18 protein-coding genes are annotated in these 22,803 nt (G+C 42.7%); all 18 read left to right on the forward strand.

Going from position 1 to position 22,803, the window contains the following annotated elements; genetic code table 11:
- The first annotated feature begins 13 nt into the window (after positions 1 to 13).
- Positions 14 to 1,789 (forward strand): type VI secretion system baseplate subunit TssF, encoded by a 1,776-nt coding sequence (locus BQ5591_RS16925; protein ID WP_071150215.1) that lies wholly within the window; start codon positions 14 to 16, stop codon positions 1,787 to 1,789.
- Positions 1,786 to 4,227 (forward strand): AAA family ATPase, encoded by a 2,442-nt coding sequence (locus BQ5591_RS16930; protein WP_071150216.1) that lies wholly within the window; start codon positions 1,786 to 1,788, stop codon positions 4,225 to 4,227. Before BQ5591_RS16925 ends, BQ5591_RS16930 begins: the two co-directional genes overlap by 4 nt.
- Positions 4,212 to 5,153: a hypothetical protein gene (locus BQ5591_RS16935; protein ID WP_071150217.1), complete on the forward strand. Its 942-nt coding sequence runs from the start codon at positions 4,212 to 4,214 to the stop codon at positions 5,151 to 5,153. The genes BQ5591_RS16930 and BQ5591_RS16935 overlap by 16 nt, the downstream gene beginning before the upstream one ends.
- A gap of 23 nt (positions 5,154 to 5,176) precedes the next feature.
- Entirely contained in the window at positions 5,177 to 6,055 is an 879-nt protein-coding gene (locus BQ5591_RS16940) for a TssN family type VI secretion system protein (protein WP_071150218.1), read from the forward strand.
- A gap of 4 nt (positions 6,056 to 6,059) precedes the next feature.
- Positions 6,060 to 7,205, forward strand: coding sequence for a hypothetical protein (locus BQ5591_RS16945; protein ID WP_071150219.1), 1,146 nt, complete (start codon positions 6,060 to 6,062; stop codon positions 7,203 to 7,205).
- A gap of 15 nt (positions 7,206 to 7,220) precedes the next feature.
- Positions 7,221 to 7,721: a type VI secretion system TssO gene (gene tssO, locus BQ5591_RS16950; RefSeq protein ID WP_071150220.1), complete on the forward strand. Its 501-nt coding sequence runs from the start codon at positions 7,221 to 7,223 to the stop codon at positions 7,719 to 7,721.
- The gene (gene tssO, locus BQ5591_RS16955; protein WP_071150221.1) at positions 7,718 to 8,164 is read left to right on the forward strand and encodes a type VI secretion system TssO; all 447 of its coding nucleotides are present in this window, start codon (positions 7,718 to 7,720) and stop codon (positions 8,162 to 8,164) included. The genes tssO (BQ5591_RS16950) and tssO (BQ5591_RS16955) overlap by 4 nt, the downstream gene beginning before the upstream one ends.
- 5 nt (positions 8,165 to 8,169) lie before the next feature.
- The gene (locus BQ5591_RS16960; protein WP_071150222.1) at positions 8,170 to 9,111 is read left to right on the forward strand and encodes a PKD domain-containing protein; all 942 of its coding nucleotides are present in this window, start codon (positions 8,170 to 8,172) and stop codon (positions 9,109 to 9,111) included.
- Positions 9,108 to 11,171: a type VI secretion system protein TssR domain-containing protein gene (gene tssR, locus BQ5591_RS16965; RefSeq protein ID WP_071150223.1), complete on the forward strand. Its 2,064-nt coding sequence runs from the start codon at positions 9,108 to 9,110 to the stop codon at positions 11,169 to 11,171. Before BQ5591_RS16960 ends, tssR begins: the two co-directional genes overlap by 4 nt.
- A 109-nt stretch (positions 11,172 to 11,280) precedes the next feature.
- Positions 11,281 to 12,567, forward strand: coding sequence for an IS1380 family transposase (locus tag BQ5591_RS16970; protein ID WP_071147970.1), 1,287 nt, complete (start codon positions 11,281 to 11,283; stop codon positions 12,565 to 12,567).
- Complete coding sequence (locus tag BQ5591_RS16975) at positions 12,564 to 13,043, forward strand: hypothetical protein (RefSeq protein WP_159434501.1); 480 nt, start codon at positions 12,564 to 12,566, stop codon at positions 13,041 to 13,043. Before BQ5591_RS16970 ends, BQ5591_RS16975 begins: the two co-directional genes overlap by 4 nt.
- 6 nt (positions 13,044 to 13,049) lie before the next feature.
- On the forward strand, positions 13,050 to 13,841 hold the full coding sequence (locus BQ5591_RS16980) for a DUF5457 domain-containing protein (RefSeq protein WP_071150225.1): 792 nt from the start codon (positions 13,050 to 13,052) through the stop codon (positions 13,839 to 13,841).
- 328 nt (positions 13,842 to 14,169) lie between these two features.
- Complete coding sequence (tssD, locus tag BQ5591_RS16985; protein WP_071150226.1) at positions 14,170 to 14,568, forward strand: type VI secretion system tube protein TssD; 399 nt, start codon at positions 14,170 to 14,172, stop codon at positions 14,566 to 14,568.
- Positions 14,569 to 14,820: 252 nt separating this feature from the next.
- Positions 14,821 to 15,279 carry a hypothetical protein gene (locus BQ5591_RS16990; RefSeq protein WP_071150227.1) on the forward strand — a complete coding sequence of 153 codons (459 nt, stop codon included), beginning with the start codon at positions 14,821 to 14,823 and terminating at the stop codon, positions 15,277 to 15,279.
- 10 nt (positions 15,280 to 15,289) lie between these two features.
- Positions 15,290 to 15,979, forward strand: a complete 690-nt coding sequence (locus BQ5591_RS16995; protein ID WP_159434502.1) for a LexA family transcriptional regulator — start codon at positions 15,290 to 15,292, stop codon at positions 15,977 to 15,979.
- 307 nt (positions 15,980 to 16,286) lie between these two features.
- Positions 16,287 to 18,044 (forward strand): type VI secretion system Vgr family protein, encoded by a 1,758-nt coding sequence (locus BQ5591_RS17000; protein ID WP_071150229.1) that lies wholly within the window; start codon positions 16,287 to 16,289, stop codon positions 18,042 to 18,044.
- Between the two features lie 34 nt (positions 18,045 to 18,078).
- Positions 18,079 to 22,395 (forward strand): RHS repeat-associated core domain-containing protein, encoded by a 4,317-nt coding sequence (locus BQ5591_RS22320; protein ID WP_235817104.1) that lies wholly within the window; start codon positions 18,079 to 18,081, stop codon positions 22,393 to 22,395.
- Positions 22,396 to 22,740 carry a hypothetical protein gene (locus BQ5591_RS17010; protein WP_071150230.1) on the forward strand — a complete coding sequence of 115 codons (345 nt, stop codon included), beginning with the start codon at positions 22,396 to 22,398 and terminating at the stop codon, positions 22,738 to 22,740.
- The last annotated feature ends 63 nt before the right edge of the window (positions 22,741 to 22,803 follow it).

Consider the following 22,803-nt stretch of genomic DNA (forward strand, 5'->3'; position numbering starts at 1 on the left):
AATAGTAAAGACTATGCCAGACAAAAGACATATTGAAATAAAGGAAAGAATTCTGAGATTCGCTATGGAACTATGGGGTATCAATGACTCACGCAACATGGATCCCGTAGTCGATTTGTTATTGGATGTCTTCGCATACGAAACGGCCCGTCTGCATCAGGAAATAAAAGCGTCGGACTCCCGTTTGCTCCATCAGTTGTCACGTATACTTATAGACAACAAATGGGCCTTGCCTATTCCGGCCCACGCATTAATGTCTGTAACCCCCAATAATAATGAAACCTGCATACTAAATGCGGAAGACCACTTCTATACTGAGAAATTCATTTTCGGCAAAGAAAGTGTACAAGTATTCTTTACTCCTCTCTTCAATTATCCTCTGGTGAATGGCCGGCTCCGTTTCGTTGCCCACGGTGATACCATCAAAACCTTTTCTGAGAGGAGTACTGCTTCCAATGTATTCCTCAGCCGTAAAGATCAGATAGAATCATATGTTGTCTGGCTCGGTATCGATATAGACGAAGAACATTTGGCAGAAACACAGGAAATGACACTTTGCCTGATTCCTGACGACACGTCCTTTGTCCCCTTCTTGCAAATGGCCCAATTTTATGATTGCAACGGGAAAAAGATGCCATCCCAATCTGGTCTTACTGTGGAGGATCCGTTCAATAACGCTCACTATTTTGAGGAAATAAAAGACTTCTACAACGATTATTTTATTAAAATAAATCTAACAGGAGCAGACAAATCACTCAAAGCATTACCACAAATTATACCTCAGACCAATCAGGAGAATCAGGATATAGACATAAAGAACGGATACTTTTGGATAAAACTCCGTTTACCTGAAGTCTTCAATTCACAAGATTCCCTTGACTCACTGAACATATATCTGAACACATACCCTGTAGTAAACAGAAAGCTGGTTTATAAACAGCATAATTTTGCGACCAACGGGCGTTACATTCCTCTTCCATGTCCAAAAGGAGCCTATTTCCTTAATATCCGCTCCATTTGTGACAATACAGGAAAGGAGTACCCCAACCGATTGCAGCAGTATGACGAAAATCCGACAGGTGTTTTTGATTTGTACTTCGGAGACCTGGAACGCTTTGATTCGGACAGTGCCATTGATCTGATCAGCCAGATTCTACAAAGAATCAGAGAAGACGGAAATGCCTTTTCCGCATTAAATCCAGATTTGCTGACAGCGCAACTGAAAGAGCTGTTCACAAAACTTTCCGAGATTGAAAAGACTGTAGAAAACGTAAGCAGGGATGAAAAAAGGCAACGTATTTTCGCTCTGACGGTACCAGCCCCCAATGCTACGAGTGCGGAAGTAAAATTCTGGATCACTTCAGGACGACTGGCCAACGGACTTGATGAAAGGGCATTTATCCAACAGTTCAACATGGAAAAATATGATGCTACAAGTCTTGTTTTCAGAACTCCCGTTCAAGGCGGAATCGTGCATACAGAAGAATCCAATCTGGTACACAGCCTGAGATACGGACTTGTCAGCAGAGACAGAATCGTATCAAAGCAGGATATATATAACTATATTTACCACAAGATAGGAAACAATGTAGAGAATATACAGATTAAGGACGGTGTAGCCATTTCTCCGGAAAGGAAAAAAGGGTTTGTCCGCATAGTTCAAGTTGAAATAAAATTAAAACAAAATATAGGAGACTTCTTGGATCTGTCCGTTTTCGCTCATTTTCTTGAAAAGGATCTGACTGAAAAGTCCGTATGCAATTCATCTTATAAAATTGTATTCTTATGACAAACAACGACTACAGCCCCAGTCTGGTTTCTGCCATAAAATTAGCCCAATCAATGGCCCGGCAGGAACGACAAAGTACATACGGTGTTCCACATCTGGTGTTAGCCATGCTGACAGAAAGTACAGGCCTTAAGGAGATCCTGCAATCCATGCAAAAGGACGTTGCCTATCTGATGGACTGGTTTGACACGCGTAAAGAAATGTACACATCGTCGGAAAGCGACTCAGACGAAATATGCGCGGATGATGAACTGTCCAAAGTACTGGATGAAGCAGAACGCTCCAAAATAAAGCTGGGAAGTGACCACATAGACGCCCTCTGTGTATTTACAGCCATATCCAGAGAAGGTGTCATCTATTCGCACCAGCAAATAGAATTACTTGGAGTAAGTGAAGAGGATATTCTAAAATATTATGACGCCCTTGCACCGGCCTATTCCTTTCAAGGAGAAGAAAACCAGATATTGGCCTCGTTTCCATACGCTGAGAATCTGAAAACAGAAGCGACCATCAAAAACGGAAGTATAGTGGTAGGCAGAGACAAGGAAATCAGAACCATGCTTGAATGTCTGGAACGCTCAGAAAATAAAGCCATAATGATAATAGGCGATTCAGGTATAGGCAAAACATCCATAATCAATGCTTTTGTCAAAGAAATCTGTTATAATAAAGACGAAATGCTGCAACAAGTTTCTGTTGTAGGAATGGACACAGCCAAATTATTGGCCGGAACATCATCAGAAAATGAGATATCCCAAAAGACTGTGGCCCTGATACATAAACTGAAACAAATTGAGCAAGTAGTTCTTGTGATAGATGACCTTCATGTGTTACTGGAAAACGGGAATACAGGTAAATCAACTACTCTGATAAATATTCTCAATGCCCAGATTGGTGAAGGAGCCTGCAATCTCATATTTACCATTACAAAAGATGCATACCGCAAACACATAGAAAAGCAATCTATAGAAAGCAAACTGGTTATCATAAATGCGGAAGAGCTGGATTATTCCACTCTATTATGTGCCTTGCACCTGCACAAAAAGGAAATAGAAAGCCATTACGGTCTTGAAATTTCTGATGACTGCATTCCAAATGTAATACAATTATCACGCCGATATTTCAAGGAACGCAGTCTTCCATCTGCAGCAATTGATCTTTTGGACAGAACTTCTGCCGCAGTCCGTCTGTGCAACAAAAATGCAAGAAATACAATAGAAAATATCCGGGCAGAATTCGAACGCCTGCAGGAGAATGCAGAAGGTACAATTCAGAATTCCGATTTGCAATTACTTTACCGGATGATTTTCAACAAAATAGGTTCAGTTATAACATCGAAACTTTCAGATACCTACACATGGAATGATGAAGACAAATATGAGGTAAAACTCCAATGGATTAATAAAATCCTGACAGAGCTGGAAAATCTATCACTCCGCACCATAGGAACCGTAACCGCAGCGGAAATTGAAGCAATCGTGGCCGAATGTACCAATATTCCTATAGGAAAAATACAGGCAAGGGAGAAAGACCGACTTCTCGGTATAGAATCAAAGCTTAGGGAAAGAGTCAAAGGTCAGGACAAAGCGATTACTACCTTGTCTGATGCCATAATCGAATCACGAAGTGGATTGAGTGACCCCAAAAAGCCCATAGGCTCCTTCTTTTTCCTTGGACCTACCGGAACAGGTAAAACTGAGCTGACCAAATCATTGGCAGAACTGCTGTTTGACAATGAATCTGCCATGATCAGGTTTGATATGTCCGAATTCAAGGAAGAGCATTCAGCTGCCCTGCTTTATGGAGCACCTCCGGGATATGTCGGCTACGAAGAAGGTGGTCTGCTGGTGACACAAATCAGACAAAAGCCTTACTCTGTAGTCCTTTTTGATGAAATCGAAAAAGCACATTCCAGCGTATATGATGTATTTCTTCAAATGATGGATGAAGGTAAGATACATGACAAACTGGGTAGAGAAGGTGATTTTTCCAACTCGATAATCATTTTCACATCCAACATTGGAAGTCAATGGATTGTGGATCAGATACAGGCCGGCCATACCCCAACATCTGCAAAACTTATAGAGGTTATGGCCCAATACTTCAGGCCTGAATTTCTTGGGCGACTGACAGAGGTGGTACCATTTTCCCCTATAAATGAGAATGTGGCCAAAGAAATCTTCTTATTGCATTTTTCAAGATTGAAAAAGCAGTTACTTGAACAAAAGAACATCAATCTTGAGCTGACGGAAGAAGCACTTCAGTACCTCTCACAAAAAGGATTCTCACCAAAATACGGTGCACGCCCTATAGCAGGAGTAATAAGAACGTATATTAAAAAAACGGTATCAAGACTTATCGTTTCGGAACAGATCAAACCAGGTGACAATATTGTAGTCAATTTAAGAAATAACGAACTTGTATGGGAACTCCAATAGACAGGAAAGAAAAAATAAGCGAACTGAAACGCAGCAGTGCAAACAATTACATTGCCGAAGTCTTTTTTGAGGAATTGCAGTTCATCCTCAAAGAAGACCTGCTGGATTCTCTCATGATAATTTGTCACGGGATGAATCCGCGTGTCCACTCCAAAGACATTATGAGCGCTTCATTACGTTATTTCTCTACGTCAAATTCATACAAGGAATTTGTAGCCCTGCATCTAGCAAGGAACAGTATGTATCACCAGCTTCCGGAACTCCTGTTCCATCCTCTCGTCATAAGCACACCGGGAATGAGCAACAAGGAAATTGTGGATGCGATACGTGCCAACAAAAAAAAGGAGAAGGAGCTGATTTCTTTTTTTATTCCATTCGATACAGCCTTCTTCAAGGAACGTGTCAAAATCATCGACCGTGATTTGAATTTCTTTTCAAATCCAACAATGCGTGAAAATCTGAACCACCTTGTAGAAACGATGCTGGGCATACCATTGGATATCACCAGCCATCAAAAGTACAAATTGTTCCTTTTTCTTTGCCAATCGGATGGATACATGGAGAATCTCCCGGCCATTGAAAGGATGTTTTCTGTTGTTCTTGACCTTGAAGTCAGGCTCAGATATATACCGCATGTGATTTCCGTTTCACAATATTCGCCTATCAATGAAGGTATTCTGGGAGAAAATCTTGGATTGAACGGAGATGTAGAATGTGAAGGCGACGATATGGAAGCGACCATAGTCTTCGGACAGTCAGATAATTCAGATGACTACAACAGGCAATCACGTATCGACACTATTGTGACAGAGATATTGAGCTTCTTTATACTTTCATTCAGAGAAATACACATAAAACACCTGATACAGGGACGTACCGACTGTATTCTGGGAGAAAACCGTTTGGGATATGATATGAATCTATAAACAACAGATAAAAAAGTTAGAATATGGAAATGTTATTATCTTTTTTCTTGAAATACCTGTTAGCACCGCTGCTCGTAACGGTCATGCTGTTTTTCCTGAACGGCATGAAAAATCTGAAACGGAAGCTGAGTATGAAAAAAGCCATTATCTTCATACTTGTTTCAGCTTTGATAATTGCCCTTCCCTGCCTGTTGGGACTTCTCAGAAATGAATTCGTATGGGGCGGACTTCTTCTGACAATCCTATGCTACATCGGGCTGGGCTTTATCTTCTGGAAGTACACAGAATCAGATTCTTTCAAAGCAGTCGGACTTGGAGAATCCACCGGAGGAACAATACTGCTGCTTTCTGTTTCCGGCATACTCGGAGGATGGATATATTACCTTATATTTGAGAGGATAAGCAATCTTCCGTATGCCATTTGGGGAGCACTGAATGTACTATGGTTCATTGTACCATACATGATTATGCTGGGCAGAAAACTGTTTCTGCTTATACCGCCTCCCATCTATGCTCCGTGGGAACTGGAATTCGGGACTTTCGACCGTAACTATTGGGACAATATTGACAGCTTTGAGTTCAAGTCCGTAAAAGTAAAAATCAACCGAAAGATAGGTGACAAGAATTACGTTTCGCTGGTTGTAAAGCTGCCGGACGGCATTTCTCTGGGTAATTGGTTCAACTGGTTTATAGAAGACCAAAACCGCAGATTTCCGCAGAACCGAATCGAAACAGGAAAAGACGGTTACAAGGTCGGATGGACTTTCTATACAACAAAATGGTTCAGTTATCCGCTGCTGATACGGATTCTTGATCCCCACAAGGACAGTAAGCAGAACAAAATCAGGAACAATCGACCTATATATATCAGAAGAGTAAAATTAACTTCAACAAAAGAGTAAGCATATGAAGATAGAACATTTACCGATCAATTGGGTCAACGGAGTAAAGTTGACAAAGGATCATTTCTTCGGGAATTATTATAACATGATAGAATCTCTATATGGAAGTATCGAGGGCCAACTGACTGACTACAACTATGGAATCGGGAAAGCACTTGACAACTCAAATGACAATATAGAATTCGATATAACCGGAGAATCCCTTGATACCCTGTGTGTACGCCTGAAGAAATGTAACGGACTGACGAGAGGCGGTATTCCAATCATCTTCTATGAAGGGCTATATGGAGATTACGTGCCTACAGCTACATTGCCAGACAGCAATCCACTCTCTATAGAGGACAATGTGTTCCTCATTCTTGTATCAATAAACCCTTATGAAATGATACCCATAGGCGAGCCAGATCCGGATGTTGTACCCTTACATCATCCTCATGTACTGCCAGGCATAAAAATGCATATTATACCCAAAAACCAAACGAACAAGGCATTCTACAGCAAAAACTTTCTGATAATCGGAGAAATAAAATCCCATGGAAACGCATTTGCAGTAAATCGCCAGTATATACCGCCATTGCAGAAATCTGTCTATCATGACGGTTTGAAATCATTCATAAACCAACTGACACACATTCTGCACAACATACGGGAGGATATAAGGACTATATACAGCCGTAACCTGTCAGACAAGCGCAGGGATGCTCTGGCCAACAATACGTTTGTCCTGTGCAATGCTTTCAGCAGTTTTTATAACAGCCATATCTTCTTTATAGAACAGATAGCTCAAGAACAGCCTCCTATTTTTCTTATCCAGGCCGTCAATGAATTGGCCAACGGGCTTGTTTCCGCATTACAGACCTTGTCTGAAACCATGCGTGAGGAGCTGCTGCAATATTACTACGAGTGGACCAATATTACTCCATCAGACTTTATGCACAGCATTGAAAAAGTCGCCGGTATTACATACGAGCATACGGATATCAGTTCTTCACTGCATACTTTAGGCGCATTTCTTTCTCTTCTGGAACGGATGTTTCACAAAATGGGAGAACTTGAATATATCGGCCTAGTGAGAGAAAATATTGTAGTCGGAGAAGAGAGCACTGCTTCCCCCCAAGAAGAGAAGAAAAAGAAATGGTCTTTCATGTAATTAAAAAACTGAATTATGGAAGCAATGAACATAGAAGAGCGCAAAAGCGCCAAGTGGAAATTCTCCATCATATTCGTCGTCACCTTACTGGTCATTGCCTTATGCGGCAGCATCTCGATTGTGACAGCCCAGAGAGGAATCGCACTTCTTGAAAACAAAAAGTCGGAATACGACGAAGTGTTCAAGAAACAGGCTGAACTCAATTTCCAGATTGAAGAACTGTTCCGTGAACTGAACAGTCTGAAAACCAAGAAGCGAAATGCGAGCGAACACAAGCATTTGCAAAATCTGATAACCAAGAAGCGCCAGCTGATGGAGAATGAGATAACCAGCTTCGCATCCAACAAGCAGAACTATGAGGTATACAAGGTAATGCTCGACCAGATAAAAGAGATACAGGTTACCATGGATAACCTTGACCGTGAAGCTAAAAAAAGAGAATCCAATATTGAGCAATTGGAGAAATGCAGGAATAAGTATCAGGAATTAACAAAAGAAAAATTGCAGAAACCATGACAAAAGATGAAAATATATGGGGTAATGTACGCTTTGCGATATTGCTGGTGTTTACCGTAGTGCTGACCTTTATCATCCTATGCAAGTATGTGTTTGATGTTCCAATGAAAGAAAGCTCGGAGCTGATCAAGGACATCAACCACTCGGAAACCATATTTACCGAACAAAAGGAACATGCAAAAAAATCTTCGGTAATATGGAATCAAATCGATTCATTGGATTTCAACGCATACCAGGTACAGCGTATGGATGAAATAAAGGGAAAAATATATGGCCTTCAGGAAATCTACACCAAAAACGGAATGAATTCGAGATTCATGTTCGGTGCACTGACTTCCAAAACATTAAGATTCCACTTCGACATACAGGAAGAACTGAGTGCACTGAAACACAACAATGAGCTAATAGAAAAAGACCTGGAAGAATGTAAAGCTAATCTATAAGCGATATGGATAACAAGAGAAAAATTATCATCACCGCCCTTGGTATACTTGCCATAGGAGGTATAATCATCATCCTGTTGTTGCCCTCTAAATCTCAATTGAGCAACATCGACTTTTATGTATTTGATTCCAATGACAATTATCATTACGAAGTGAATGAGAAGCTGGAATTCATGATAAACGATACAGCTGCCGTAAAAGGAAGGAAACTGCTGTGGCAGATGGGAAACGGTGATGCAATAAGCGACAAAAGCAATATGAAATACAGCTATGAATCTCCGGGTAAATATCTGGTAACACTGAAAATAGACAACAGCTACACTATCAACAAATACATAAAAGTAATATCCGGAACTGAACGTGCAGCCATTGATTCTGTTCCGCATATTTATGGCGTAACTGAAGGCTATCAGGGGGAAGAGCTCGTCTTTGCGGCAGAGGGATATGGCATGAATTCCTGGCAATGGGAATTTGGAGAGAGCGGTACTGTTGATGCATACGACCAGCAGGTGGTATATACCTATGAGAATCCGGGAGAATATACTGTAAAACTGCAAACGAATACAACGCAGTACCCTGTAAAACATCACATAACAATCCTGCCACGCTTTGAAAAAGCAGAAGAAATAGTAACAGTGGATTCACTCGTACTGGCACAGAACGACATTCGCCAACATTTGCAAGCCATTGCAGATGCACGTGTTTCACAGCACTCTGTCTATTACGAACACTATAACTACATACGGAACAAATACTTCTGTATCCCTGCTGACAGGGTCGCAGTCGTGGTAAACGGAGACAAATACAATGACTTTACCGGTTACTGCCAAGGGCTTCATTTCCTCGAAAGCAATACCAAACGACGCGTCCGCATTGATGAAGTGCTTATCGACAAACTTCATTGTGTATCAACTATCCAAATAACCCAAAGTTACACAGAGAGATGAAACAGAAATACTACAAATCCATAGCCATATTATTTCTGGTGTGGGCCGGATGCAGTATGCCCGTACACGTATCCGGGCAAGTATCTGCATGGAACAGAACCAGAACAACAGGGAAAAACATATTCAATTATCTGCCGGATGCAGGGAAAAATCCTGCAGTCAAAAAAGACAGAAGCAATCTGATTGTCTACTCCGACAGAAATGGCAATCAGGCATACGAGGATGCTTATTTCCAGCGTAAAAGAGGAAAGCAAGAAATTGGCGTCCCATACTACATCATTGATGAGGAAAACGGGAACTACAGTCTTGTCCGTGCCGATCAGGACATTATAGGCAAGCCCAAGGTCTTTTACAGTTTCCTGTTATCCAAGAAAAGGCATTTCAAAGATCCTTCAAAGGTCGAATATGCCGGATGGATTCCTGCGGACAATATACTGATGTTTGACCATGCCTACATTGATAAAGAAAACAACCAGCCTGTAAAATTCCGTGTAGGACTGACGATGCCGAACCGATTGCTCGACATGGGAAGATATTTCAGAGGAGACACATTGTGTGTTTTCGGCGAGCCCCTCCTGAAAAACAAGATGGAAGGCGGCCTGTTAAGCGGACAAATCGTCTATGCCTATAAGTACGACAAAAGCAAACGATCTGTCCTGGTATCAGATTGTCCCACTCTGGACGATGATTCCCGAAAAGTATTCGGATGGGTACCTTCTGACCTGATTGCAGAAGTCGGCCAGAACAGGTCGTTCCTGCTGAGCAATGCGCACTATACCGATTCAATTCCCGCACTGACCCAAACGCATGATACCCTTCAGATACAGGAAGCCAGCCTACAATCAAGGATACTGTTTGACTATGCAGGGAATGTCCGACAATCCGGCTTGTCGGAATCCGGACACACGGATATCAATATTCCCGTTCTGGTATGGAACAGTAGATGGAACAATCTGATAAACATCAAAGGAGGAAATATCCATTCTTCTGATATCAGACGTATGGAAAAAGAAAATAATCTGGTAAACATCCATTTCCTTTATTTCGAGCATGAGCAGCAACGTGCGAATATGCTTTGCAATACCCTGCAAAACATGAAAATGAAATTATCTCCGGATGTGCAATACAGATTCACCGCCACATGTATATCCAATACCGGCAACCGTTACTCTCAAGTACTTTCCGATTTTTCCAAATGGATCGATTTCATTACGACTGACAGCATTCAATTTTCAACATCACGCGAAAATTCAGGACTGAACAGCGCTTTAAGCAGAATAATGAATACGATAAACGGAAATGTCTTTGACAAGAATCTGTTCATCATATTAGGAAGCAATCAAAACCTGAAAATAAATGAGAGCCTGATTGCCAGAGCGGGACAAAAATCAGCCAGTTTTCTGTTTGTACAGACAAACCGCTCCTATGACACACCATATCAAGACTTTGTCCTACAAGCCAAATCTACACTGGATGAGCTGTCACGACAATATGTGAACCATATAGCCAACTATATTGTAGATGACAAGCTGATCAAGCCAGAACTCTTCAGGAATCTGGAAACAGACGAGGCAAATATCTTTTTGTTTGACGTACCATCCAAGAGCCTTTCAGCAGGAGGTATCATATTCCCAAAAGGAAGAGGTATCCTGCACAATACAGCATTGGAACTTGCACTGGACTCTATCAATATGAATATCCAGACGACAAATGCAACACTGCTAGAATCCTTGCAATATCATGAAAGCAAACTGGGAACATTAAGAAGCCGTCCGACAGATGATCTAAAAGAAATTGTCAGAAAAGTATATAAAAATGATACCATACGAATGGAAAGAATAAGCCGTAACAGCGTAACAGACACTTATTTCACAAAACTTTCCATACCAGATTCATCACTTTGGAAATATAAGGAAGGATATGTCTTCAGTGAAAAGGAACTTGAAAACCTATTGCAGAACTATCGTGGATTACTCCCTGAATTTGCAGACAGCATACAAAAAAAGGAATTCCGTATATTGCGAAGAATATATCCTAAATTCCGCAGCATTTTAGTTTAACTTATTTTATAAGTACCTGAGCAACAAAAAGTTGCTCAGGATTTTGCCATGTCAGATTTTTCACCTATCTTAGTGTTGCAAATCAAAATATGTATCAAACCCGACAGACATGGCAAAGGTAGCAATAAAATCTGAGAAACTCTCTCCTTTTGGAGGAATTTTTTCAATAATGGAGCAATTTGACTCCAATCTCTCATCTGTAATCGACTCAACCCTCGGTATGAGATGTAGGCTGTATGGTTATCAATACAGCGAAATCATCCGTTCGCTTATGAGCGTTTATTTCTGTGGCGGCTCATGCATAGAGGATGTCACCACTCATCTGATGTATCACCTCTCGCTTCATCCGACACTTCGCACATGCAGTGCCGACACGATTCTCAGAGCCATAAAGGAACTGACCCAGGATAACATTTCCTACACATCCGACACTGGCAAGACCTACGACTTAAACACGGCAGACATGCTGAATACACTGCTCCTCAATTGCCTATTGTCCACAGGGCAGCTGAAAGATGGCGAGGGGTATGACGTTGACTTCGACCACCAGTTCATAGAGGCTGAGAAGTTTGATGCGAAACCCACATACAAGAAGTTTCTCGGATACCGTCCTGGCGTGGCGGTTATTGGCGACTTGATTGTCGGCATTGAGAACAGCGACGGCAACACAAATGTCCGTTTCCACCAGAAGGACACGCTGAAGAGGTTCTTTGAAAGGTTTGAAAAGAACAAGCTTATGATCAACCGTTTCAGAGCTGATTGCGGCTCGTGTTCTGAAGAGATAGTGGAAGAGATTGCTAAACACTGCAAGACCTTCTATATCCGTGCCAACCGATGCAGTTCGCTCTACAATGACATCTTTGCCCTCAGAGGTTGGAAGAAAGTGGAATTGGGCGGCATTGAGTTTGAGCTGGCCTCCATTCTCATCGAGAAATGGAAAGGGAAGGCATACCGTCTTGTGATTCAAAGACAGAAGCGGATAGACGGCGAACTCGACCTGTGGGAAGGAGAATACACCTACCGCTGCATCCTTACAAATGACTACGAGTCTTCCGAGAAAGAGATTGTCGAATTCTATAACCTCCGTGGAGGGAAGGAACGCATCTTCGATGACATGAATAACGGATTCGGCTGGAACAGGCTTCCAAAATCCTTCATGGGAGAAAACACGGTGTTTCTTCTGCTTACGGCACTCATACGCAACTTCTATAAATTCATCATGGCGAGGCTTGACGTGAAGAGGTTCGGACTCAAAGCAACAAGCCGCATCAAGGCGTTTGTCTTCAAGTTCATCTCTGTGCCAGCCAAATGGGTCAGGACATCAAGGCAGTATGTGCTGAATATCTATTCATGCAACAACGCTTATGCTGATGTGTTCCAGAATGACTTTGGATGACACCGACAACTTATGGTCGTGATTTTGCGTATTGCCTCAAGTCGCATGGTGGGGTAAGGGGATTTAATGCGTCTTTGTGGCGATTTTTGCTGCGTTGCACCCTCTTTTGCCACAGTGTCGCTACCTTTTTGACCTCTGTGTCATCTTATGAGGGCGGTTGCGGATTTGAGGTATATAGGAAACAAAGAAGCGGTATAAACCGGTCATTCCATCGCAAGCTTCTGAAAAGAAATGCGGTAATATCAGACCTGTTTTATTACCGTACAGGGATTCCAGCAGAAGAAGAACTGCTTTACAACCTGAAGATCCGCAAACTGAGACAAAGAAAATGCAAGAAAAACGGCTTCCATTCCATTTATCCGGCTGTAATTAACAAGCTTAAGATACTGGAAGGAATGTATGCGGAACAGTCATTCGAAACCGTATCAATGTCGGGAGAAACATATTACTTCATTCCAAAACATTTATTACCGTAAAAGCGTATGGAACAGACCAAAGAACAATTACAGAAAGAGATCATGGAGATTCTCTATGCAAAATCTCTTGTCAAGCCCGTTTGGGTAACCTGCTCAGAAGTATACTGGAACATCCAGAATATCAAAGTTACGGAACGCAGTGTACGTGAAGCCTTGGACTGGCTGGTAAAAAATGAGGTGGTCCTATATCAAGGTGACAAGTACCAAATTAACAAACGAGAGTTTATTGAGATGAGTAAAAGAAAAGCCATGGAGGAAAAGGAAATGAACCAAGATACAAGTCCACAGCCAGAGAACACAGGAATGAATGAAAGCAAGACTGAAATAAGAAACGCCAGAACAGATACAACCGCAACTGTGCGTAAAAACTACCTGTTCTATATCATTATAGCACTCATAGCTTTTCTTTTGAGCGGTATTCTTATTGGCATTCTCTGCTTCAAACATTATGCCCAAAAAGAAGATATCACCCCACCTATTATAGAGAGGCAAGACAGCCTCTCTATACAGGAAATGAAAATCAGTACCATGGGCTATATCAAGGATGAGTACACCATAAACAGAAACTTCAAGAATGTGACTCAATCGCTCAAAGGACAACAGGAAATCAATCAGGAATTGCTGGATTTAATCCGCTCCCAGCAAGAGCAGATAAGTTCATTGGTAGAATATAACAGATATCAGACACGGATTATTGAGCAGAACCAACGCGAGAACTACATTTATCTGTGGATTATCGGTATAACAATCCTGATAGCAAGTTCGCTCCTGATAGCATGGTATGGAAAACGTAACTGAAATGAATACAGGAAATGAACAATTCATATTTATGGGACACTATTAGAGATATTTGCCTCGAATAATGTTAAATAGATTAAAACAAATAATGGAAATTTGTTTTTTATAAAATAATTGATTATAATTGCGACTAACAAAGATGATGTTTTATTTTTCTTCTTCTTTTTCCGCAAATAAAACAGAAATCGTCTGGAAGAACCGGAGGAAATTTCAAAAGATCGTTTTTGAAGTTTTCTCTTTTTTTGTTTTCTGACGGAAGGCGGCAGGACTCAGAAAAGGGAAACGGAGTCATTCAAATTTATTGTTAAACTTTTAAATTCTATCAATTATGGCATCATTTAGAGCTACATTGGAATTTGCAGGAAAAGAGTATGACGTACTGCACTCTGAGTATGAATTCAGTCGTACAACAGACGCGAAGGGAAAACCATCCTCAAACATCCAGGGAGGACGTGTTTCGGTAGTTATCGAATCAACTGACGACACTGCGACCATCGAAGCCATGCTGAACAGCCAGTTCAAGCAGGTGGAAGGAAAAATCGTGTACAAGAAGATTGAAGAGGATGCTAAGATGAAGGAAATCGAGTTCAAGAACGCCTACATCGTACACTACAAGGAAACTCTTGACGTGAACAACGACGTGCCGATGACCATCGCACTCACATTCTCCGCTGAGCTTATCAATGTGGGCAACGCTGCGCTTGACAACAGATGGCCGAAAAACTAAACGCTCCGGGGTAAGACCATTAGAGTGAAGAAAGGAATTGCCGCTTGACGGTGCAAGAACCTTCAAGCGGCAATATTTATTGTTCATTGGAGTTGTGAATCATTGCAACAAAAAGCATAACATTTCTCAAGTATACTGAAGGATGAATAAGGTCCTTCTATAATAAGTCATTGTGTATCATTGAAAATATAAAAGGAAAATAGTATCTTTGCATATCTTTTTCATGAAATACATTAATGAAGGGTTATAATTATGAGATTTAACATAAAAATTGATAAGACAAAGTTTGTCTTCACTCTAAAAAATATTGTCTATACTTTGTTCTGGACAATAGTTTCTTTAGTGTCTTCATTCAATCAAATCATATCGTCCATTCATAAAATAGTAAAAGGAGACTTTTCTCCCATTACCAATGAAGATTTTTATACAAAAATCATAGCTCCTCTGCTTATATGGATTATAGCATTTTTTGTTGATTTTCTCTATCAACTTTGGACTATTGGTAAAAACGAGCAATTAAATCCAACCTGGATAAAAGCATCATACTTTGCGATCTTTTCTGTTTTTGTAACATTGTTAATAAGCATTTTTTATCATTCCTGTGAGCTTCAAAAAATAGCAAGTATTACATGCTTATTCGGTTGTATCATATTATTAAAAGTTTCAGCATTATATGTGGTTAGTCCATCGTATGAAGTTGAAAAAAGATAAATTAAAGGAAATGACAGTAACTATTATAATATTGGCAATAACTGCAGCCTATATCTGCATGAATTTCATCACGAAAAAAATGACGGTGAAACATAAAATTGTATTTGCAGGCCATCCATCATCCGATGTTTCCAACATAGATATTGCACCTCTTCCCAAAAATGCCCCTAAATACAAACTAGGCATAGCCGAGGTAGATATGTCAAACTTGGAACAACTAAAAGTAGTAGGTAAATCCTTAGAACCTTTTGGCATAAAAGATGGGGCAATAGTTTTTGTTAGAAAAATAAAAATAATGGATCCAGAAAAAGAGTTGGGTAATTTAATAGGCCGTTTCATTGTATTCAAAATAGATAATGAACGAACCTTAAAAGAATATCCGTTGAAAAATATCACCGTAACTGAAGATGGATTGAAATTAAGAAAAGTTGTAAAAATAATAAACAAGAGAAATTCAAATGCCCAAAATGAAATTCTGGATTTTATAAATCAATATGATACCGACTTTCAAGAACTAGAAGCTACAGATAAAAAGAATGAAAGCGATCGATATTTGAAAAAATTTGAATTTGCAGCTTCATATTATGATACTGATGATTTCTTAATAATGTCTATTACATATAAGAATGGAGAATATAAAGACTATTCTTTCCACTCCCCAAAATGGATATACGGCATTGTTGAATATAATACAAAATAAGGGAACAAAAGCCAAGTAATAATCACTTTATTTTTCTAAGTGAGTTATTATCTGGCTTTTATTGAATATCTCTCGGCATAAAATTCCAGATATAAAATTTGGTTTTGTCTTTTCATTCACGTATATTTGCGGTTAGCAAGGATGATGTTTTATTTTTCTCCTTTTCTTCTAAATAAAACTGAAATCAGATGAAGGGCAAGGAGGAAATTTCAAAAGATCAGGCTTTGAAGTTTTCTCTTTTTGTTTTTATGTCCTGACATATTTCAGTAAGAGAATTCCGGTTGTTGAACTTTAAACATACTGTGCCATGCTGGAAGAAAAGAAAATATCAATCAGCATAGATGGAAATCCGCTGCACTCTTTTCTGCAGGTCATGCTGAAACAAGTAATCAATGACCATCACTATTTCGAGATCAGTCTTGATATAGAGGTGGGAGAAACCTATGCCACGCATTCGCTGGAACAGGCGAAAAACTGGCTGGGGAAAAAAGTAGTCATACAGATGGGTGAAAACACCTTTGTGGGAATCGCCACTCATGTTTCGCTGCACCGAGCTGACGGAAACCACGGCTGTCTGCTTCTGACCGGATATTCAAATACATTCCTTCTGGAATCGGACCAGACCTGCGCTTCGTGGCTGGACAAGACTCTGGCCAATATCGTCAGCGAAATTTGTGAGAAAGCAGGCGTAACCGCACAGGTTTCACCTGAATATACAGAGAAAATAGAGTACGAATGCCAATACAGGGAAAGCAACTTCGACTTTATCCGCAGGCTGGCCAGACAATACCATGAATGGTTGTACTACGACGGCAAGCAACTCATATTTGGCAAGCCGGCTGTACCAGCAGGCATACCGCTGATGTATGGACGTAATCTGCAAAGCCTAGATATCTCCATCCAAACCATTGCCCGCCCACTGGCTGGTCAATCCTATCATTCGCCGGACGGACAAAAGTATGAATCAACATCGCCTGATGCCCCAAAAGGTCTCGGAAATTTAGGACACGCGGCATTTCAGGCTTCCATAGGGCTGTTCAAATCACCAGCCAATCAGTCGGCCGAACCCCGTATATCCAACAAAGGGGAACTTGACAGCTATTTCCAAAAGAAACAACAAAGCGATACTGCGGCTTCACACTACATTACCAGCGAAAGCGACTGCTACAGCCTGACAGTAGGAAGTGTGGTTGACATACAAACGGCCATACAAATCGAAAACTTCAGTTTTGCAGAACAGACACTCGGCTCGTATATCATTACGGAAATCACCCATATCATAGGGTCTGGCAACAGCTATTACAATACCTTTACGGCACTGAGCGCAACTGTACCAAGCCTGCCGGCTCCGGAGGTACCTCTACCCGTGGCACAGACGCAACAGGCGGTAGTGGTAAGCAACGATGACCCCAAGAAGCAGGGACGTGTACAGGTAAAGATGAACTGGCAGTCGGGGGACATGAAGACCTCATGGATACGTGTCATGACACCGGATGCCGGAATGAGCGACAAAGTATCTACCAACAGGGGATTTGTCTTCATCCCAGAAAAGGACGACATCGTGCTGGTAGGCTTCCGGCATGATGACCCGAACCGTCCATTCGTAATGGGCAGCCTGTTCAACGGAAATACCGGTGCAGGCGGTGACAGTGGCAACAAGAAAAAGAGCCTGACTACCCGGAGCGGATGCACCATCACCATAGATGATGATGCAGGAAGTATCCTTATCACAGATCCGAGCGGTAGCAAAGTATTGCTGGGCGGTGATAAAACCATTACCATCGACTCGGAAGAGAAGATTACACTACATTCCAAAGTAATCGAAATACATGCCGATGAAAAGATAGATGCCAACGGTAAGACAGAAGCAAGCATGACAAGTGACAAAATCAAGATTGACGGGACTACGGAAACTGCAATCAAAAGTTCTACTGTAATCAAAGAAAACGCTCCTACCATCGAAGCAGAGGGAAAACAGAGCGTTGCCATCAAAGGAACTATGATTGATGTGGACGGTAAAACAATGACCAACGTGAAAGGTGGCATATTGAACTTGAATATGTAAAATAAAACAACAATACAAATCGGAGGAACAGCCTATGTTACTGGCGGACACCCACATGACAACAGTTACGGGCGTGGATGTACATACGACAACCGTGCCTCCATACAATCCCATCCATCCCTACATAGGGATAGTGATTGACCCGGCCGACTACATTCCGTTTCTCGGGACAAACGTCACCATAAACGGAATGAAAAGAGGTGTGTCCGATACGAGCGGCATGCTGCTTACCATGTCGCATATCCCACTGGTGGGAGCCTTTACGATGGCACCCGTCATCGGACATGAAAGCATGAACTTTTTCTCATCACAGAGTGTATTCTCTGACGGCAGCCGCCTGAGTCCGAAAGGATACATGGTGATGACCTGTAACGACACGGGGCTTCCGCTGTCTGCCACCATGGGAAAAAGCAAGGCAGGAAAAAAGAAGCTGAAGCCTACGCTCTTCGCGCCGACATCATTCTCCATCCCCGCCCCGACGGGAAAGCCCGTATTTGTAGGCGGCCCATATATCCCGGACATCGGAGGGGCGGCCATGGGACTGCTTTCAAGCATCGGGTTCAGTTCCGTGCTGAAGGCCGCTGTAAAAAGCGGCAGCAAGATTGGCAAGAAGATACTGACAGAATTCAACCACAAGGTACTTAAAAGCAAGGTAATGCAGAAAGTGCCAGGCACAAAGAAACTGTCCGAAAAATTCTGTAAGATGGGCTTCGAGCCGGTCGATCTGGTAAGCGGCGTGGTGGTTTACGAAGGGCTGGACTTTCGTTTTCCTTCACCGGTGCCATTGTCTTGGGAACGGTCATGGTACTCAGACTCCCACTACACGGGATGGCTGGGGCACGGTGTGCATAGTATCTATGACCGTACCATACAGGAACTGCCCGAAGATGATGCAGTGGCACTCCGCATGGAAGACGGACGGGCCGTAGCATTTCCGGCCATAGCTGAAGGCGAAGAATTCTACCTCCGTGAAGAACGAATCACCCTGAAGCATACAAAAACAGGCTACGAGGCATACAACCATGACACATGGATGACCTATGTGTTTGATATGCGCGAAGGTGACGGACAGAGTTTCCGCATGACAAAGGCGGTGAACCCGGACGGACTGGGTACCACAATAGGCTTCAGCAACGGGAAGCCGTCGGGAATGACAGATGCGGCAGGAAGGCGCATCCGTATAGAAACAGAACGACGCGGCTTCATCACCCGGCTGTCCCTTGAGACAGACAAGGGAACAGAGACACTGGTGGCTTACGGCTATGACAGGGACGGAAACATGACGGCCATCACTGACGCACTCGGACAGACCACACGCATCGTGTACGAGGGACATCTGATGACAGAAAAGACAGACCGCAACGGAGATACCTTCCGCTGGGAATATGACGGCAAGGGACGCTGCGTGCATACCTGGGGCAAGGACGGCATTCAGGAGGGACACATCGAGTACCATCCGGAAAAGGGCTACAACCTGGTGACCGATGCCACGGGTGGAGTAACCACCTACAGATACAGGCCAGACGGAATCGTCACTTCGGAAGAAGACCCTCTGGGCAACATTACCCGATATGAATATACCGAACATTCGGAGCTGTATCGCGTAACCGATCCCGAAGGACGCGTAACAGGCTACAGCTATGATCCGGAAGGCAACCTCACGGGAGTGACACATCCTGACGGAACCGGTGAAATGTACGTATATGACGAACTGGGACGCCCCATAATACGGGTGGATGCAGAAGGGCACCGTACGCACCGGCTGTACGATGAGGAACGAGGGCATCTGGTAGCCAGAACCATAGGACCGACCGGAGAGGTGACAGTCTTCGGATATGATAAACATGGAATGCTCGTCAGAATGACACAGGGAGACCGGGTAAGCGAACTGGCATACGACGAGCGGTACAACCTCGTCTCGTGGACCGAGAATGGAAAGACCTTGAGACAGTGGGACTATGACCACAAGGGACAGGTGACTGCAGAACACTCGCCCATGCTCCGACCGGACCGCTTCGAATACGATGCGCTGGGACGTGTCACACGCGTGTACGCACATGACGGCAACATGGTGGAACTGGGATATGACGCATACGACAGTGTGACGGAAGCACGGGATGCACACCGCCACGTAAGGATGACATACACTCCGCTGGGAAGTCTCGCCACACGTGCGGAAGGCGAACGTGAGGTGAAATTCCTCTATGACAGAATGGAAAGGCTGACGGACGTGGTGAACGAACGGGGCGACTCATACAGCTTCGTCCGTGACAAGGCCGGACAGGTATGCACGGAAAGGGGATTTGACGGCATGATACGCAACTACATACGCAACCGTGCCGGAGAGACCGTACTTGTGGAACGTCCCGGAGGGAGAAGCACCGCCTACGAATATGACGCAAGGGGACGCGTGTGTACCGTATCATACCATGACGGTACAAAAGAAGAATACTCCTACGACAAGAACGGTAACCTGGTAATGGCGGCAAACGCATCGGCACGCATCCGGCTGAAGCGTGACGCGGCAGGACGCATCACCAAGGAAAGCATGGAACTGCCCGGAGGAGACACACCCGTGGAAGTGGCCTCCGTGGAATCGGAATACGATGGCTACGGAAACCGCACAAGGGTACGGAGTTCGCTGGGCGCAGACGTGAGGCTGGACTATGACAGCTTCGGCCTGGTAAGCGGAGTAAGTGCAAGCTGCGGCAAGGAAGACAATCCCAAATGGGAAAGCGGCATCAGGCGTGACGATGCCGAACGCGAGGTGGAACGCTTCGCCACGGGAGGAATACGCATAGCCACGGACTATGACGACATGGGCATGGTTCGCTCGCGAAACGTATATTCCGACGGACGGCATACTGGATTCCGCAGCTACAGATGGGACGTGGGCGCAAGGCTGATGTCGATGCGCTGCAACCTGTCGGCAGAACCGGTCATCTTTGACTATGACTCGGTGGGAAACCTCATACGGGGAGAATACGGCATGTTTGACCGTATCTTCCGGACTCCCGACCTGGTGGGGAACATCTACCGGGACGAGAAACGCAGGGACCGCACCTACGACCGGGGCGGACGGCTGCTGAACGACGGTGAGTTCCACTACAGCTATGACTGCGAGGGGAACCTCGTACACAAGAGCCGGAGGAATCTGACAGAAACACCAAAGGCACAGGCAAGGCATGGCTTCCTGAACATTTTCACGGGCAGTGAAAAAACGGATAAGGACGATACACAGGCATGGCAGCCGGGAGACACCTGCTACACATGGCTGGCCAACGGTATGCTGGAGAGCGTCATCACGCCGGAGGGAAAGACCGTGACCTTTGAGTATGACTCACTGGGTAGACGCACGGCAAAAACCTCCGACGGAACGGCAAGGATGTTCTGCTGGAACGGCAACGTGCTGCTGCACGAATGGGAGTGCAAGGAGAACGAACGCCCAAGGCTTGTGACGGACGACATGGGACGGGAAAGCTATGACCGTGAGGTGACATTTGAAAATGTCATCACATGGGTATATGACGGACAAAGCTTCACGCCCGTGGCCAAGGTGACGGAACAGGAACGGTACACGATAGTACACGACTATCTGGGTACGCCTACGCAGGCATACGATAGTAGGGGAAAACTTGTATGGGAGATGCTGCTGGATGTGTACGGGAACGCGAAGGTATATACAGGAGAAAAATGTTTTGTTCCGTTCAGGTATCAGGGACAGTATGAAGATAGCGAAACTTGTCTATATTACAATAGGTTCAGGTACTACTCTCCTGAAATGGGAAATTATACTAGTAAAGATCCTCTTTCGATTATCGGAGGTATAAATATTTATTCCTATGTAAATAATGCTAATATAAAAATAGACTTATTAGGATTAAAAGGACAAATTACAATATATTCAGATTCTCCTAAAGGAGATCCGATAGGACATGCCTTTATTAGTATTACAGAAAATGGTACAACTGAATATATAGGTCAATGGCCTGATCCTGGATTTAGTGGCAAAGGCGATATCCTAAGAATTACTTTTTCAGACATGCAAGGAGCGTTGGATTATAATGATGTATCCCATCTGCATAGCCCTGATTTAGTTAGTATAACTTATGATATAGATGATACTCAAATGAGCAATTTAAGAAGCTATATCAATGAATTTGCTTCAAAAAATGGAAATGGAATAGGTTATAACCTTAGAAATAGACAATGTGCAAGTTTTGCATATGGAGCATCTCAAGCAGCGGGAATAAATGAGATAAAAATTCCATGGTACAAAAAAAATCTTTTATTTGGTGTAACGCCTTCAATTCTAGCAGATAAAATAAAAAAATTAAATAAATGCAAGTAAATGAAAATGGTATTAATACATATGCTTATAGGTATATTGGTTTGTTCCAAACCTTCTGTGGATTCATATATAGAAACCCAGAACACTCTTCGCTTAATAGTTGTTTGCGGAAAGAATAAAAACGGATTTATAGACATTAACAAAGAAAAAAATCAAGTTTTATATTTTTTCCCTTGTAAATGGGGTAATGGAGGAAAAGGTAAAACAAGCCTAAATAATGTTGTCTTTTATTTAAAAGACAACAAATTAATAATGACTCATAAAAGAACAAAAAAAAATATTTTCAAAATTAGATGCAACGCAAAAGAATTTAATGCGGTTAAACTTTTTATCAATAGACCATAAATAATAACTTAACGAAAGGAACAAGTAATTTATATTATCAAAAATTATGATAAAATCTTGAAG

Source organism: Bacteroides ndongoniae (genome assembly GCF_900108345.1).
In the GTDB taxonomy this organism is placed as follows: domain Bacteria; phylum Bacteroidota; class Bacteroidia; order Bacteroidales; family Bacteroidaceae; genus Bacteroides; species Bacteroides ndongoniae.

Bases quoted from the DNA above. Each gene is read 5' to 3' on its own strand.
- BQ5591_RS16925 (WP_071150215.1), top strand. From the start codon at position 14: ATGCCAGACAAAAGACATATTGAAATAAAGGAAAGAATTCTGAGATTC.
- BQ5591_RS22320 (WP_235817104.1), top strand. From the start codon at position 18,079: ATGTTACTGGCGGACACCCACATGACAACAGTTACGGGCGTGGATGTA.
- BQ5591_RS16990 (WP_071150227.1), top strand. From the start codon at position 14,821: ATGAGATTTAACATAAAAATTGATAAGACAAAGTTTGTCTTCACTCTA.
- BQ5591_RS17010 (WP_071150230.1), top strand. From the start codon at position 22,396: ATGAAAATGGTATTAATACATATGCTTATAGGTATATTGGTTTGTTCC.
- BQ5591_RS16940 (WP_071150218.1), top strand. From the start codon at position 5,177: ATGGAAATGTTATTATCTTTTTTCTTGAAATACCTGTTAGCACCGCTG.
- tssR (WP_071150223.1), top strand. From the start codon at position 9,108: ATGAAACAGAAATACTACAAATCCATAGCCATATTATTTCTGGTGTGG.
- BQ5591_RS16995 (WP_159434502.1), top strand. From the start codon at position 15,290: ATGACAGTAACTATTATAATATTGGCAATAACTGCAGCCTATATCTGC.
- tssO (WP_071150221.1), top strand. From the start codon at position 7,718: ATGACAAAAGATGAAAATATATGGGGTAATGTACGCTTTGCGATATTG.
- BQ5591_RS16945 (WP_071150219.1), top strand. From the start codon at position 6,060: ATGAAGATAGAACATTTACCGATCAATTGGGTCAACGGAGTAAAGTTG.
- BQ5591_RS17000 (WP_071150229.1), top strand. From the start codon at position 16,287: ATGCTGGAAGAAAAGAAAATATCAATCAGCATAGATGGAAATCCGCTG.
- BQ5591_RS16970 (WP_071147970.1), top strand. From the start codon at position 11,281: ATGGCAAAGGTAGCAATAAAATCTGAGAAACTCTCTCCTTTTGGAGGA.
- BQ5591_RS16960 (WP_071150222.1), top strand. From the start codon at position 8,170: ATGGATAACAAGAGAAAAATTATCATCACCGCCCTTGGTATACTTGCC.
- tssO (WP_071150220.1), top strand. From the start codon at position 7,221: ATGGAAGCAATGAACATAGAAGAGCGCAAAAGCGCCAAGTGGAAATTC.
- BQ5591_RS16975 (WP_159434501.1), top strand. From the start codon at position 12,564: ATGACACCGACAACTTATGGTCGTGATTTTGCGTATTGCCTCAAGTCG.
- BQ5591_RS16930 (WP_071150216.1), top strand. From the start codon at position 1,786: ATGACAAACAACGACTACAGCCCCAGTCTGGTTTCTGCCATAAAATTA.
- BQ5591_RS16980 (WP_071150225.1), top strand. From the start codon at position 13,050: ATGGAACAGACCAAAGAACAATTACAGAAAGAGATCATGGAGATTCTC.
- BQ5591_RS16935 (WP_071150217.1), top strand. From the start codon at position 4,212: ATGGGAACTCCAATAGACAGGAAAGAAAAAATAAGCGAACTGAAACGC.
- tssD (WP_071150226.1), top strand. From the start codon at position 14,170: ATGGCATCATTTAGAGCTACATTGGAATTTGCAGGAAAAGAGTATGAC.